The organism is uncultured Albimonas sp. (genome assembly GCF_963977235.1).
Taxonomy (GTDB): Bacteria; Pseudomonadota; Alphaproteobacteria; order Rhodobacterales; family Rhodobacteraceae; genus Albimonas.
The window spans coordinates 21,413-35,297 of sequence record NZ_CAXBOD010000051.1 but is presented as its reverse complement, the minus strand read 5'-3'; the positions used below and the strand labels follow the sequence as shown (position 1 = coordinate 35,297).

Sequence of the window (13,885 nt, the reverse complement as noted above, 5' to 3'; positions counted from 1 at the left end):
CCTGTTCTTGGGTGAGTCAGGAGCGGCCTTTCGCGCGCAGCGCCCTCTGCGCGGGCCTGCCGACGACCTTCCCCCTCCCGACATTGGCCCATTCGTCCTATATCGACCCGGACGCCAGGGGAAAGGGCCGCCGATTTTGGGCATTTTCGACATCGCCGACGATCTCTCGCGCTGGGTGGAGGACGCGCAGGAGGGGCTGAGCGGCCTGACCGAGCCGCATCTGCGCCTGGGCGTCACCGGCCTCGCGCGGGCGGGCAAGACGGTGTTCATCACCTCGCTGGTGGCCAACCTGCTGGATCGGGGGCGGATGCTGCATCTCGACGCCCAGTCCGAAGGCCGGATCCTCGCCGCCGCCCTGCGCCCGGGGCCGGACCGCGAGACGCCGCGCTTCGACTTCGAGGGCCACCGCGCGGCCCTGCTGGGGCCCGAGCCGCACTGGCCGACCTCGACGCGCAACGTCTCGACCCTGCGGCTCAGCTTCCGCACCCGGCCCGGCGGGCTGCTGGGAGGGCTGACCGGGCCCGGCGCCCTGCATCTCGACATCACCGACTACCCCGGCGAGTGGCTGCTGGACCTGCCGCTGATGTCACAGTCCTACGCCGAGTGGTCCGCCCGCGCGATCGCCGAGGCGCAGGAGCCGGCGCGCGCGCCGCTCGCCGAAGACTGGCTGCGCCTCGCCCACGATCTCGCCGAGAAACCGCTGGAGGAGGCCGACGCCCGCGCGCTGGCGGCCGCCTTCACCGCCTATCTGGGGGCCTGCCGGGAGGCGGGGCTTTCGGGTCTCGCGCCCGGGCGGTTCCTGATGCCGGGAGAGCTCGAGGGCTCGCCCGCGCTCGCCTTCGCGCCGCTGCCGCCGGGGCCGCGCAAGGGATTGCGAAACGAGCTCGATCGCCGGTTCGAGGCCTACAAGCGCGCCGTCGTGCGGCCGTTCTTCCGCGACCACTTCGCCAAGCTCGACCGGCAGGTGGTGCTGGTGGACCTGCTGGGGGCGCTCGATTCCGGGCCGGCGGCGGTCGAGGACCTGCGCCGGGCGCTGCCCCGGATCCTCGAGGCGTTCCGTCCCGGCGACCGCTCGTGGCTGGCGCCGCTGCTGGGGCGGCGCATCGACCGGGTGCTGTTCGCGGCGACCAAGGCCGACCACATCCACCACACCCAGCACGACCGTCTGACCGCGATCCTGCGCGCCCTGCTGCGCGAGGCCGAGGACCGCGCCGCCTTCAAGGGCGCCAAGACCCGCGCGATGGCCATCGCGGCGATCCGCGCCACCACCGAGCAGGAAGTGATGCGCGACGGCCGGGCGCTGCCCTGCGTGCGCGGCCGGCTGGCCGAGACCGGGCGCGAGGCCGCGCTGTTCCCCGGCGACCTGCCCGAGAGCCCCTCCGAAGTGCTCGAGGCCGCGCGCCACGGGACCAAGGCCGGCCAGGGCTCGGAGGCCGGCCAGGGCTCGGAGGCCGGCTGGCTCGAGGGCGGGTTCCGCGCGATGACCTTTTCCCCCCCGAAGCTGAGCCTGAAGCCCGGCGACGGGCCCCCCCATGTGCGGCTCGATCGCGCCGCCCAGTTCCTGCTGGGAGACAAGCTGTGAGCGAGACCCCCGCCCCCCGTCGCGCCCCCCTGCTGATCGAGGACGACGATCCCGCGCTCGCCGCCCCCGCGCCCTCGCCCGAGGAGACGCCCCCCTGGGACGCGCCGCAGGGCGCGGCGATGGGGCGGGCGACCTCGATCGCGGCGGCCAAGGGCTCGGGTCCCGGGCCGCTGGGGATCTTCGTGGGGGCCGCGGGAGGGTTCCTGGGCGTCTATGTCACGGTGGCGGCCTTCGACTGGGTGCGCGGGCTGATCGAGAGCAACCCGGCCGTCGGCCTCGCCGCCGCCGTGCTGGGGATCGTGGCGCTGGCCGCGTTGCTGGCGCTGATCGGACGCGAGATCTGGGCGCTGATCCGGCTAGGGCGCATCGACGCCGCCCGCACCGAGGCCGAGCGCGCGCTGCGCGAGGGCGACCGGGATCGGGCGGCGGGCGCGGTGGACCGGCTCGCGCGGCTCTACGCCCCGCGACGCGACCTCGAGTGGGCCTCCCAGCGGGTGCGCGAGCGTCGGGCCGAGATGATCGACGCCGAGGGCCTGCTGACCCTGGCCGAGCGGGAGTGGCTGACCCCGCTCGACGCCGAGGCGCGCCGCGTGGCCGAGAGGACCGCTCGTCAGGTCGCCACCGCCACCGCGCTGGTGCCGATTCCGGCGGCCGACGTGCTGGCGGCGCTGACGCTGAACCTGCGCATGATCCGCCGCATCGCCGAGATCTATGGCGGGCGCGGAGGCGCGCTGGGCGCCTGGCGGCTGTTCCGCGCGGTCGCGGCCCATCTGGTGGCCACCGGCGCGGTGGCCGCGGGCGACGATCTGCTGGGGCCGGTGCTGGGGGGCGGGTTGCTCGCCAAGCTCTCGCGTCGCTTCGGCGAGGGGCTGGTCAACGGCGCGCTGACCGCGCGCGTCGGCGTCGCGACGATCGAGGTCTGCCGGCCGCTGCCCTTCGCGGCCCTGCCCGCGCCCAAGGCCCGCAACCTGGTGGCCCGGGCGCTGGGGGACCTCGCCGGCGCCGGCCGCAAACCCGAGGTCGAGGACCGCGCCCCCGGGGCCTGAGCCCCCCGACCCCCGGTCCGACGCCACGCGCCCTCTGGAAATCCGGGGCGGAATGCGTCTACCTGCCGACTGGCAGACAAGAGCATCGAGGGAGACGCGCGGATGGACGGGGCCGAGAGCGACAAGGCGACACCGACGGAGCGGGCGGGTCTGCAGACCGTCACCGAGGGCGAGTTCGCCGGCTGGAAGATCCTGCCGCGCGACACGTTCGAGTGGAACCACTGCGGTCCGTTCTATTCCCGCCGCCTCGCGGACGGGACCATCGAGTGCGCCTTCAAGGTCGACAAGCGCCACCTCAACGGCCTGGGCGTGGTGCATGGCGGGGTGCTGATGACCTTCGCCGACCACGCCCTGTTTCACTTCGCGCAGGAGCATCTGCGCGACGCCGCCGGCGCCGTCACCGCGACCTTCAACTCCGAGTTCCTGGGCGCGGCGAACGAGGGCGACGTGGTCGAGGCGCGCGGCGAGGTCACCCGCGGCGGCCGCTCGATCGTCTTCGTGCGCGGGCTGCTGACCGCGAACGGGGAGCCGTGCCTGAGCTTCTCTGCGGCGCTGAAGAAGGTGCGGCGGCGGAGCTGAGGCCTCAGCGCAGGTCCACCCAGACCAGCCGGTGGTCGGAGGTCAGGGGCCGCCGGCCGCCCGCCATCAGCGCCGCCCGCGGGTCGTCGGGGGCGGGCCAGAAGACGCCGGCGCCGGTGACCTCGAGGTCGCGGGTGGGCAGGACGAAATCCACCCGCAGGTTGCCCGGCCCGCCGGACTCGCGCCAGTCGGCGGTGTCGAGCGCGGGGTCCCCGAGGTGGGCGTCGTTGGGGCCGCCCTGCGCCCGGGCGGCCGCCGCTCCGCCGGGGCTGCGGGGGCGGGGGTCCTGCAGTCGCGGGTGGGAGAGGAGGGCGCGGATCCCCTCGCGCCGACCGTCGCCGTCCTGCGGGTCGGCGTTGAGGTCGCCCAGCACCACCGCCGAGGCGCCTTGCGCCAGCGCGCCGCGCCGGCCCTCGTCGTCGACCATCCAGCCCTCGCCCGAGAGATAGTCGGCCCAGAAGCGGATCTCGTCGTGGTTGCGGCGGCCGTTGCGGTCCTCGGGGCCGTCGAAGACCGGCGGGGTCGGGTGGCTGGCCAGCAGGTGCAGGCGGCGGCCGTCGGGCAGGATCACGGGCAGGTCCCAGTGCGACTTCGAGGACAGGCGCAGGCGGTCCGCAACCTCGGGCCCGAAGACGTCGCGCGGCAGCAGGGCGCCCGGCATCGCCGACCAGGGCAGGCGGCGGAAGGTGCGGGCGGCGGCGGCCTCGAACGGCAGGCGCGAGAGGGCCCCCATCCCGTACTGGCCGGCAAAGCGCCCCCAGCCCAGCGCGTCGTCGGGCCCGCCCACGCGCCCGTCGCCGTTCAGATCGAGGCCGCTGGGCACCCCGGTGTTGGGCGGCGAGGTGAAGCGGTGCGCGTAGTCCATGCCGGGCGCGCCGTCGGGGCCGTCGTCGGCCAGCAGCTCGGCGAGCGCGGCAAGCGCCAGGCCGTCGGGGTCGTGGTCCAGCTCCTGCACCAGCAGCACGTCGGGGCGCACGGCGCGGATCACGGCGGCGATGGCCTCGGCCTGGTCGTGACGCTCGGCGAGGGCCTTCCAGGCGAGGCCCGCCCCGCTGCGCGACAGCGAGGCGTTCCAGGTCGCCACCCGGATCGCGCCGGGGGCCGGGGCGGGGGGCCAGTCCGGCGCCGCCGCGGCCGGCGTGGTCATGAGGGCCAGCGCCGCCAGGGCGGCGAGGCGCAGGCTCACGGACAGGTTCACGATCTGCGGGCGGCGTCGCCGCCCTCGAGCCCGCCGTCGCGGCGCAGGCGGCTCGCGAGCTTGAGCAGCGCCACCCCGCGCAGCGCCATCGCGCCCGGCGCGCCGGCCCAGAGGGTTGCCGACCAGACCAGCGCGAGGGGCGAGATCTCGACCCCCGGCGCCAGCAGCGACACCGCAAAGCCGCCCACCACCAGCATGGCGAACAGGGCGCCGGCGGCGGTGACCAGCACCTGGGCGCCCAGCAGCCGCAGGCGCGCCGCGCCGCGGTCGCCCCGGTCGACGTCGAGCGTGGGCAGGTTGACCAGCAGGTTCATCCGCTGCTCGGCGCGGGGCCAGGGGCCGAAGCGGATCACGGCGCCAAACGCCAGCGTGCAGGTCAGCGCCACGCAGAAGGCGGTGGCCGCGGCGTATTCCACCGCCGGGTCCGGCGCGGGGGCCGAGGCGCGGGTGAAGATGTCGGCGGCCATGCCGACCGGGCTGAACGGGAAGTCCATCGCCGCGCCGAAGCCCGCGAATGTGGCCCCGAGCGGCCCCGGCGCGTCGGCGAAGGCCACGCAGGCGGTGGTGGCAAGCAGCGTCAGCGCGGCCAGCGCGAAGCGCAGCCGGTTGATCGGCGGCGCGAAGCGGAAATCGACCAGCGCCGGCGTGCGGGCCCCGTACTCGACCAGCACGTAGAGCCCGGCGGCGGCGGCGAGCACCAGGCCCGCGGTGCGCGACTCGCCCGCCGCGGGATCGGCCGAGAGGACCAGGGCGGGAACGGCGGCCACGAGGGCCGCCAGCGCGGCGCGCAGGCCGGCGTCGCGCACCTGTCCGGGGGACAGGCGCGGACGGGAGAGCCCGCCCGACTGGCCCATGCGCCGCAGGCGGCGCGTCAGCCGGCGGCCAGCCAGGGCTGCGCCGCGCGGGCGCGCGTCTCGTACTCGTCGATGGCCGGCGCCTTCTCCATGGTCAGGCCGATGTCGTCGAGGCCCTCCAGCAGGCAGCGCTTGCGGAAGGGATCGACCTCGAAGGCGATCTCGCCGCCGTCGGGACCGTTGATCACCTGGTTCTCGAGGTCGACGGTCAGCACGGCGTTCGAGCCGCGCTGGGCATCGTCCATCAGCTTGTCAACCTCTTCCTGCGGCAGCACGATCGGGAGGATCCCGTTCTTGAAGCAGTTGTTGAAGAAGATGTCGGCGAAGCTGGGCGCGATCACGCAGCGGATGCCGAAGTCGAGCAGCGCCCAGGGCGCGTGTTCGCGCGAGGAGCCGCAGCCGAAGTTCTCGCCCGCCACCAGGATCTGGGCGTTGCGATAGGCGGGCTTGTTCAGCACGAAGTCCGGGTTCTCGGACCGGTCGTCGTTATAGCGCATCTCGTCGAAGAGGCCCTTGCCGAGGCCGGTGCGCTTGATGGTCTTGAGGTACTGCTTGGGGATGATCATGTCGGTGTCGACATTGACCTGCGGCAGCGGGGCGGCGACGCCCTCGAGCTTGGTGAACTTGTCCATCGGCTACGGCTCCTCGTACGGCTGTCTTCGGGTAGCGCACGGGGGGGCGGGTGGCAAGCGCGAGGGGGGCGGTGGGCCCTCGGGGCTAGAGGCCGCCGGTCGGCGTCGGCGGTCGGGGCGCGTCGGTCCAGCGGATCGCGGCGACGTCGCCCAGCGCGTGACCCAGCACCGCGGCGAGCTTGCCGAAGGCGTTGTCGCGCAGCTCGACCGGGCGGCCCATGTGCAGGGCCGAGATGCAGACGTGCAGGCGGTCGGTGCGCACCACCGAGGCGCGCCCGGCGCCGCGCAGCATCGCCCGGGCGAGGATCCGGCTGAGAAACTCTGGATAGACGCCCCGGTCGAAGATCGCCGAGAGGTCGCGGTTGCCGGGCGGGATGGCGGCGCCGGCGGCCTCCAGGTCCTCGCGGAAGCTCTCCAGGGGCGTTCCGGCGGGAGGCAGACGGTCGAGCTCGCGCCGGACCCGCAGGCTCTCGGCGATCGCGAGCCGGAGCCAGGCGGGGCGGCGCAGCGCCAGCGCGTCGACCCTCGAGGGCCCGAACAGCTCCCCCACATCGAGCGAGAGGGCGACGTCGGGCATGATCCTGTGCTCGGCGTTGGGGGCGTGGCGGCGGATGTGCGCGAGGCTCCGCGGCTCCCGCGCGATCAGGGTCGCGTTCGGACCCAGACGGGCCAGCGTCTCCTCATGGCCCTCGAAGGTGTGGGGCATGACGATGAGCCGCTCCGCGGTCGTTGCGGCGCGGTCGAGGAAGCGGCGGCCCTCGTCGTAGAGGGGGATCAGGTTGCCGCCGCCGCCGAAGATCACCAGGCGGCCGCGCAGGTCGAGGGTCTCGTCGAGCGGATGGATCATGCGGTAGCGCAGGCCCGCGCGACGGAGCGCCTGCCCGCCGGCTGCGGCGAGAAGCGAATCTCCGCCGTTGCCCGGGTTCGGCGCGAACAGCGCCCGGCGGCCGCGAAAGCCGGAGAGGAAGGCCTGAAGCTCGCGGCCCTGGTCGGCGCCCAGCATGGGAAAGCTCCCGGCGTTGGTCCGGTCGTGGGGAAAGGCGCAAGACCTGGCCCGCGCCCGGGTCCGGGCAGAGGCGCCCAGGAACGCGAACGCCCCCGCCCGGTGTGCCGGGCGGGGGCGCTGAACGCGCGAGGCTGAGATCAGGCCAGCGAGCCGTCGATGCCCTTGCAGGCCTCGACCAGGCCCTTCACGGCGTCGATCGATTTCTCGAGCATCGCCTTCTCGGACTTGTCGAGCTCGATCTCGACGATCTTCTCGATGCCCTTGTCGCCGATCACGGTCGGGACGCCGACGTAGAAGCCGTCGAGGCCGTAGGCGCCGTCGACGTAGGCCGCGCAGGGCAGGACGCGCTTCTGGTCCTTGAGGTAGGACTCAGCCATGGCGATGGCCGAGGCGGCGGGGGCGTAGAAGGCCGAGCCGGTCTTCAGCAGGCCCACGATCTCGGCGCCGCCGTCGCGGGTGCGCTGAACGATGGCGTCCAGCTTCTCCTGCGTGGTCCAGCCCATCTTCACCAGATCGGGCAGCGGGATGCCGCCGACGGTCGAGTAGCGGGTCAGCGGCACCATGGTGTCGCCGTGGCCGCCCAGCACGAAGGCGGTGACGTCCTTGACCGACACCCCGAACTCCTCGGCGAGGAAGTAGCGGAAGCGCGCGGAGTCGAGCACGCCGGCCATGCCGACGACCTTCTCCTTGGGCAGGCCCGAGAACTTCTGCAGCGCCCAGACCATCGCGTCGAGCGGGTTGGTGATGCAGATCACGAAGGCGTTCGGCGCGTTCGCCGCGATGCCCTCGCCCACGGACTTCATGACCTTGAGGTTGATGCCCAGCAGGTCGTCGCGCGACATGCCCGGCTTGCGCGGCACGCCGGCGGTGACGATGCACACGTCGGCCCCGGCGATGGCCGAATAATCGTTGGCGCCCGAAAGCGCGCTGTCGAAGCCGTCGACCGGCGAGCTCTCGGCGATGTCGAGCGCCTTGCCCTGCGGCGTGCCCTCGGCGATGTCGAAGAGGACGACGTCCCCCAGTTCCTTCAGCCCGACGAGGTGGGCGAGGGTGCCGCCGATCTGGCCGGCGCCGATCAGGGCGATCTTGGGTCTGGACATCTTGCGATCTCTCCCGCGAATGGTTCCATCCGGGGCTAGGGGCTAATCCGTTCCGCGCGTTGTCGCAAGCGCGAACGGGGCCTGCGGGGCGCGAGCGGCGCCGCGAGGCCGCCCTGGGGCCCGATTTCTCCGCTCCAACCAGCGGTTTCGCGCGAAAGGCCCGGCATGATCCTCGATCCCTTCGACCCCGTTTTCCTGGCCGCGGCGGCGCCGGCGGTGCTGCTGGCGGGGATCTCGAAGGGCGGATTCGGGGGCGGAGCGGGGTTTGCGGCGACGCCGATCATGGCGCTGGTCCTGCCGCCGGAGGTGGCCGTCGGGGTGATGCTGCCGCTGCTGTGCGTGATGGATCTGACCGGCCTGCGCGCCTACTGGGGGCGGTGGAGCTGGCCCGACGCGCGCGCGCTGATGGCCGGCGCGCTGCCCGGGATCGCGCTGGGGGCGATCTTCGTGACGCTGATTCCAACCGACGGGCTGCGGCTGATGATCGGGCTGATCGCGCTGGGCTTCGTCGCCTTCCAGCTCGCCCGCGCCCGGGGCTGGCTGGCGGGGGGCGGGGGGCGGCCCTATTCGGGGCCGCGCGCCGGGTTCTGGGGGGCGGTCTGCGGCTTCACCAGCTTCGCGAGCCACGCCGGAGGGCCGCCGGCGGCGGTCTACCTGCTGGGCCGCGGGCTGGAGAAGACCCGCTACCAGGCCACGACCGTGATCCTGTTCTGGTGGGTGAACCTGGTCAAGCTGGGCCCCTACTGGGCGGTCGGGCTGTTCGAGCAGGGCCAGCCGATGGCCGCCCTGGTGCTGGCGCCGCTGGCGGTGCTGGGGTTCCTCGCCGGAGTCTGGGCGCATACCCATGTGCCCGAGCGGTGGTATTTCCGCGTGCTCTACGGGCTGCTGGTCGTCACCGGCGGCAAGCTGGTGGTCGACGGCGTCTCGGGGCTGCTGAGCTGAGGGCCTCAGCCCTCGGGATGCTCGCGCACGAAGACGCGGTTGGGCTGCACGCGGCCGCCCTCCCAGGTTCCCACCGCGATGGCCTCGCCGGCGCGCGAGGCCCAGCAGGCGTCGCCCCAGGCGAGGCCCTCGGGGGCGAAGGTCGCCTCGCCGGCGCGGCCCTGGCGCAGGTCGGCCACCGCGCGTTCGGAGACGCGGACCTCGGGGAGCTCGGCGAGCCCCAGTTCGAGGGGGGCCAGCGGCGCGGTCTCGGGCGCCTCGCGCAGGGCGTCGAGGTCGGCGAAGGCGATGCGCGCGTCCTCGAGGCGGAACGGGCCCGCGAAGGTGCGGCGCAGGGCGCTGACATGGCCGTGGCAGCCCAGCGCCTCGCCCAGGTCGCGGGCGATCGAGCGGACGTAGCCGCCCTTGCCGCAGATCATCTCGAGCTCGACGTGGTCGGGATCGGGGCGGGCGATCAGCTCGAGCCGGGAGACGTGCAGGGGACGGGCGGCCAGCTCCATGGTCTCGCCGTCGCGGGCGATGTCGTAGGCGCGCTCGCCGTCGACCTTCACCGCCGAGAACTGCGGGGGAACCTGGAGGATGTCGCCGCGGAAGGCGTCGAGGGCCGCGCGGATCTGCGCGTCGTCAGGGCGGATGTCGGAGCGTTCCACCACCGGCCCCTCGCGGTCGTCGGTGGAGGTGCGCTCGCCCAGGCGGACGGTGAAGCGGTAGCCCTTGAGGCCGTCGGTCACGAAGGGCACGGTCTTGGTCGCCTCGCCGAAGGCCACCGCCAGCACGCCGGTCGCCAGCGGATCCAGCGTGCCGGCGTGGCCCGCCTTCTTCGCCTGCAGCGCCCAGCGGGCCTTCGAGACGACCTCGGTCGAGCCCACGTTCAACGGCTTGTCGAGGATCAGCCAGCCGTGGACGTCGCGGCCCTTCTTGCGCCGGCCCATGGCTCAGCGATCCTCGGCGGGATCGTCCTCGCCATCCTCGCCGTCCTCATGGAGGTCGCGCTGCACGCGGTCGGTCGAGAGCAGGCGGCGCGTCTCGTCCATGCGGTCGAAGCTGCGGTCCAGACGAAACCGCAGGTCGGGCGAGAACTTCAGCTTCACCTCGCGGGTCACCGCGCGGCGCAGCTCCTGCCGGTTGCGGTCGAGCAGGACCACCACCTCGTCCGCCCCGGCGCCGCCCAGCGGCATCACGTAGACGTCGGCCTGGCGCAGGTCGGGCGAGACGCGGGCCTCGGACACGGTGATCGAGAACCGCTCGAGGTCGGGGTCGTGCAGATCGCCGCGCATCAGCACGTCGGAGAGAGCCCGGCGGATGAGCTCGCCGACCTTCAACTGGCGCTGGGAGGGGCCGCGGCCTTCGCCGTGCCGGGAGCGGTGCATGACAGAACTCCTGCGGAGAGAGGGCCGCGTCATACCGCCGACGGGCGCCGCACGCAACGCCTAGAGGGCGCCGGGGTCGGCGCCGTCCACGAGATAGTCGGCCGGGCGGCTGGCCTCGGCCACCCGGCGGGCGTTGGGCAGGTCGACCTCGTCGAGCTTGCGGCGCTGCGCCTCGGGCGGGAAGTCGAGGTCCCGCCAGCGTCGCGACAGGCGCGCGCGCAGGGCCTCGGGGTCGCAGACCAGCATCGCGGTGACGTCGAAGCGGGGGGCGAGCGCGTCCCAGGGGGCCTCGTTCAGCAGCAGCCAGTTGCCCTCGACCACCGCCACCCGCGTCTGCGTCCTCACGATCCGGGCGCCGGCGCGCGAGATCTCGAGGCTGCGGTCGAAGAGGGGGACGGCGACCTCGGGCGGGCTGGGGCCCTCGCCGCCGCGCAGGCGGTCGAGCAGGGCCGTGAGGCCGTCGACGTCGAAGGTTTCGGGCGCACCCTTGCGGGCCAGCAGGCCGCGGTCGCGCAGCACGGCGTCGTCGTAGTGGAAGCCGTCCATCGGCACGGCCTGGGCGGGCAGGGCGTGGCGAGCGGTCAGAAGGGCCGCCAGCGCCTCGGCCGCGGTGGACTTGCCCGCGCCCGGAGGGCCGGCGAGCGCGGCCAGCAGCCGCCGGCCGGGGGGCAGGGCCGCCGCCCGCGTCGCCAGCGCGGCGGCGAAGGCCGCGAGGTCCAGCATTCCGGTCTTGTCCTGCATCGCGTCCTCTGCCCTGGATCGGGGACGCCCTGCCACGTCGCGGCGGGGCGGCCAAGGGGTCAGGCGCGCTCGAACGCCTCGACCGAGAGGACGGCGGGCAGGTGGCGCACCGGCTCGGACCAGGTGTCGCCCTCGTCCGTCGAGACGAAGACCGAGCCGCTGTTGGTCCCGAAATACAGCCCCGCGGGCGAGCGCCGGTCCACCGCCATCGCCTGGCGCAGCACGGTGAAGTAGCAGGCGCCCTGGGGCAGGCCCTGGCGCAGCGCCTGCCAGGTCGCCCCCCCATCGCGGGAGCGCCAGACCGCGGCCGAGGCCTCGGGCGGGTAGCGGCCGGCGTCGTCGCCGTTCAGCGGCAGGGTCCACAGCGTCTCGGGGTCGCGCGGGTGGACCGCCACCGGGAAGCCGAAGGTCGAGGGCAGGCCGGCCGAGATCTCCTGCCAGCTGCGTCCCCCGTCGCGGGAGCGGAAGGCCCCGTGGTGGTTCTGCTGGTAGAGCAGGTCCTCGTTCGCCGGGCCGGGGGCGCGGACCATGTTGTGCACGCAGTGGCCGACCTCGGCCGCGTCGTGGCTGTGGCTATGGCCGTGGCCGTCGTCGGGGGCGCGGCCGGCGTTGTCGCGGCGGTTGCGCCGCTCCCACGTCGCCCCGCCGTCCTCGGTGGCGAAGACGCCGGCGGCCGAGATCCCCAGCCACAGCCGCGCGGGGTCGGCGGGGGCCGGCACGATGGTGTGCAGCGTCAGCCCGGCCCCGCCCGGCTGCCAGCTGTCGCGCGAGGGGTGGTCCGAGAGGCCCTGCACCTTCGCCCAGGTCTCGCCCCCGTCGCGGCTGACCAGCAGCGTGGCGGGCTTGGCCCCGGCGTAGAGCGCGCCGTCGGCGGCGCGCGCGATGGACCACATCGCCTCGATCTCGCCGCTGAAGGGGGCCGGCGGGTGGGGGTCGCGCCCGACAAGGGCGCGGACCTCCGGGTCGTTGGCGAGCAGGTCGTCGAACTTGCCGTTGGCCAGCAGGCTGAGCGTCCAGCTCTCGCCCCCGTCGGTCGAGCGCCAGACCCCCGCGCCCGGCCACTCGCCCCCGCCCGCGGCCCAGAGATGGCCGGTGGCGGGGTCGCCGATCACGTGGTTGATCGGCCAGCCGTCGCAATAGGGGCCGCGCACCGCCCAGTCGCGCCGCGCCGCGTCGCTCTCCAGCAAGAACACGCCCTTGGTCGTGCCCGCCAGCACCGTCGTTCCCCCAGCCATGGCCCTTGCCGCCTCCGTCGGCTTCCGTTGCGTCGGGCGGCATCCTGCCCCGATTCGGATGGCGGAATGCGGGCGACGTCGACCGCGGCGGACGCCGCTCTGGACCGGGCGGCGGTCGGCGCCTAGGCTTCCGGCGACGTCAGGGGAGAGCCATGTCGCGCGCGCCGCAGATCCGTCCCGCCGCCACGACCTATCGCGGCGACATCACCTGTCCCGAGCGGTGGGACACCTGGGTTCCGCGCCGCGGCGACGTGCTGGTCTGCACGCCGCCCAAGTGCGGGACGACCTGGACGCAGACCATGGTCGCGATGCTGCTGGCCGGGCGGGCGGAGCTGTCGGAGCGGATCGGCGTGATCTCGCCCTGGGTCGACTCGGCGCTGGGCGAGGCGGAGACGGTGCGCGCCCGGCTCGCCGCCCAGCCGGGCCGGCGGGTGGTCAAGACCCACGCCCCGGCCGACGGGTTCCCGGTGTGGGAGGGGGTCAGCGTGATCGCCGTCTACCGCCACCCGCTGGACGTGTTCGCCTCGTTGCGCAGCCACGTGGCCAACCGCGCCGGCGCCCGCCCCGACCACCCGCTGCTGCGCCCGCTGGACGAGGCGCTGGAGGGCTTTGTCGAGGGGGAGCTGGATCGCGAGGCGGTGGACGACGACACGCTCGCCACCGTGACGCGGCACTATCGGGAGACGGCGCTCTCGGGTCGGCTGCCGGAGCTTCTGACGATGCACTACGCCGAGATGACCGCCGACCATCCGGGGGCGGTGCGCCGCCTGGCCCGGGCGATCGGGGTGGCCGCCGACCCGGCGCTGGTCGAGGCGATCGTCCGGGCCACCGCCTTTGACGCCATGCGCGCCGAGGCCCACCGCTATGTGCCGGAGCCCGGGACCGGCTTCTGGCGCGACGACGCCGGCTTCTTCGCCAGGGGCGGCGCCGGCCGCTGGCGCGAGGTCGTGCCGCCGGCCGCGCTGGCCCGGTATCGGGCGCGGATGGCGGAACTGGTTCCCGACGAAGACCACCGCCGCTGGCTGGAAGAGGGCGGCGCGTAGGGCGCATTTCAATGCGCCGCCCCGACGCCCGACGCCCGGCCCCGCCGCCCTACACCGACGCCCTACCCCGCCGCACGCAACCGCGCCCCGGCGCCCGCCGCGCCGCTTCAGCCCTCGGCGCGGGCGCGTCTCGGCCGCGCGACCGCCGCCAGTCCGCCCAGGCCGATCACCGCGAGCGGCAGCGACGCGGGAGCCGGAACCTCAGTCGTCAGGGCGCTGCGGGCGTAGCGCCAGTGCGAGTAGTAGTGGGAGACGGTCGAGCTGCCCTTCTTGAACTTCCAGTAGACCCCGCTGCCGTCCAGGTAGTTGGCGGCATAGCCGGGAACGGCCGTCAGCTTGGGCCGTCCGCCGTAGGTCGACCACTCGACCAGCTCGTCGAGGCTGAAGAGGGTGTCGCCGTCGAGGTCGTCGTAGATCACCCAGAACTGGCTGCCGTTGCTCTTGAGGGTGGCGTCGAGCCGGTAGAGCGTCGCGGCAGAGGCGACCTGCGCGCCGGCGCAGGACATTGCGGCGGCCAGCGCCAGAGTTTTCCAGACCGACATCGCGCCCCCTCGGTT

At 74.3% G+C, this 13,885-nt stretch carries 15 protein-coding genes; 5 read left to right on the top strand and 10 right to left on the bottom strand.

Translation table 11 applies throughout. The features are described 5' to 3' along the window. Positions 1-136 precede the first annotated feature (136 nt). From AAC134_RS18615 to AAC134_RS18605, 3 genes are all read left to right on the top strand, one after another. Complete coding sequence (locus AAC134_RS18615; protein ID WP_339950630.1) at positions 137-1,582, top strand: YcjX family protein; 1,446 nt, start codon at positions 137-139, stop codon at positions 1,580-1,582. Then, the gene (locus tag AAC134_RS18610; protein ID WP_339950629.1) at positions 1,579-2,628 is read left to right on the top strand and encodes a TIGR01620 family protein; all 1,050 of its coding nucleotides are present in this window, start codon (positions 1,579-1,581) and stop codon (positions 2,626-2,628) included. The genes AAC134_RS18615 and AAC134_RS18610 overlap by 4 nt, the downstream gene beginning before the upstream one ends. A 102-nt stretch (positions 2,629-2,730) precedes the next feature. Then, positions 2,731-3,207 carry a PaaI family thioesterase gene (locus AAC134_RS18605; protein WP_339950628.1) on the top strand — a complete coding sequence of 159 codons (477 nt, stop codon included), beginning with the start codon at positions 2,731-2,733 and terminating at the stop codon, positions 3,205-3,207. 4 nt (positions 3,208-3,211) lie between these two features. Here the strand turns inward: AAC134_RS18605 and AAC134_RS18600 are convergent, their stop codons facing one another. The 5 genes from AAC134_RS18600 to mdh all read right to left on the bottom strand — a co-directional run bounded on the left by AAC134_RS18600 (position 3,212) and on the right by mdh (position 7,997). Beyond that, complete coding sequence (locus AAC134_RS18600) at positions 3,212-4,393, bottom strand: endonuclease/exonuclease/phosphatase family protein (protein WP_339950627.1); 1,182 nt, start codon at positions 4,391-4,393, stop codon at positions 3,212-3,214. Positions 4,394-4,401: 8 nt separating this feature from the next. Beyond that, on the bottom strand, positions 4,402-5,211 hold the full coding sequence (locus tag AAC134_RS18595; protein ID WP_339950626.1) for a hypothetical protein: 810 nt from the start codon (positions 5,209-5,211) through the stop codon (positions 4,402-4,404). A 65-nt stretch (positions 5,212-5,276) separates the two neighbouring features. After that, on the bottom strand, positions 5,277-5,891 hold the full coding sequence (gene leuD, locus AAC134_RS18590) for a 3-isopropylmalate dehydratase small subunit (RefSeq protein ID WP_339950625.1): 615 nt from the start codon (positions 5,889-5,891) through the stop codon (positions 5,277-5,279). 85 nt (positions 5,892-5,976) lie between these two features. Continuing rightward, positions 5,977-6,894 (bottom strand): polysaccharide pyruvyl transferase family protein, encoded by a 918-nt coding sequence (locus tag AAC134_RS18585; protein ID WP_339950624.1) that lies wholly within the window; start codon positions 6,892-6,894, stop codon positions 5,977-5,979. A 140-nt stretch (positions 6,895-7,034) separates the two neighbouring features. Next, a complete protein-coding gene (mdh, locus tag AAC134_RS18580) occupies positions 7,035-7,997 on the bottom strand; it encodes a malate dehydrogenase (protein WP_339950623.1) in 963 nt (320 codons plus the stop codon). 165 nt (positions 7,998-8,162) lie between these two features. Here mdh and AAC134_RS18575 point away from each other — a divergent pair, with 165 nt between their 5' ends. Further along, positions 8,163-8,939: a sulfite exporter TauE/SafE family protein gene (locus AAC134_RS18575; protein ID WP_339950622.1), complete on the top strand. Its 777-nt coding sequence runs from the start codon at positions 8,163-8,165 to the stop codon at positions 8,937-8,939. A 5-nt stretch (positions 8,940-8,944) separates the two neighbouring features. Here AAC134_RS18575 and truB read toward each other — a convergent pair whose 3' ends face one another. The 4 genes from truB to AAC134_RS18555 are packed head-to-tail and all read right to left on the bottom strand — an operon-like array spanning position 8,945 to position 12,285. Beyond that, positions 8,945-9,871 (bottom strand): tRNA pseudouridine(55) synthase TruB, encoded by a 927-nt coding sequence (truB, locus tag AAC134_RS18570; RefSeq protein WP_339950621.1) that lies wholly within the window; start codon positions 9,869-9,871, stop codon positions 8,945-8,947. Between the two features lie 3 nt (positions 9,872-9,874). After that, on the bottom strand, positions 9,875-10,309 hold the full coding sequence (rbfA, locus tag AAC134_RS18565) for a 30S ribosome-binding factor RbfA (protein WP_339950620.1): 435 nt from the start codon (positions 10,307-10,309) through the stop codon (positions 9,875-9,877). A gap of 60 nt (positions 10,310-10,369) precedes the next feature. Continuing rightward, complete coding sequence (locus AAC134_RS18560) at positions 10,370-11,050, bottom strand: nucleoside/nucleotide kinase family protein (protein WP_339950619.1); 681 nt, start codon at positions 11,048-11,050, stop codon at positions 10,370-10,372. A 59-nt stretch (positions 11,051-11,109) separates the two neighbouring features. After that, positions 11,110-12,285 (bottom strand): exo-alpha-sialidase, encoded by a 1,176-nt coding sequence (locus tag AAC134_RS18555; protein WP_339950618.1) that lies wholly within the window; start codon positions 12,283-12,285, stop codon positions 11,110-11,112. Between the two features lie 152 nt (positions 12,286-12,437). On the opposite strand from AAC134_RS18555, the gene AAC134_RS18550 reads away from it, so the two are divergent. Continuing rightward, positions 12,438-13,328, top strand: a complete 891-nt coding sequence (locus tag AAC134_RS18550; protein WP_339950617.1) for a sulfotransferase domain-containing protein — start codon at positions 12,438-12,440, stop codon at positions 13,326-13,328. 107 nt (positions 13,329-13,435) lie between these two features. Here the strand turns inward: AAC134_RS18550 and AAC134_RS18545 are convergent, their stop codons facing one another. Beyond that, positions 13,436-13,870, bottom strand: coding sequence for a hypothetical protein (locus AAC134_RS18545; protein WP_339950616.1), 435 nt, complete (start codon positions 13,868-13,870; stop codon positions 13,436-13,438). Positions 13,871-13,885: the final 15 nt, after the last annotated feature.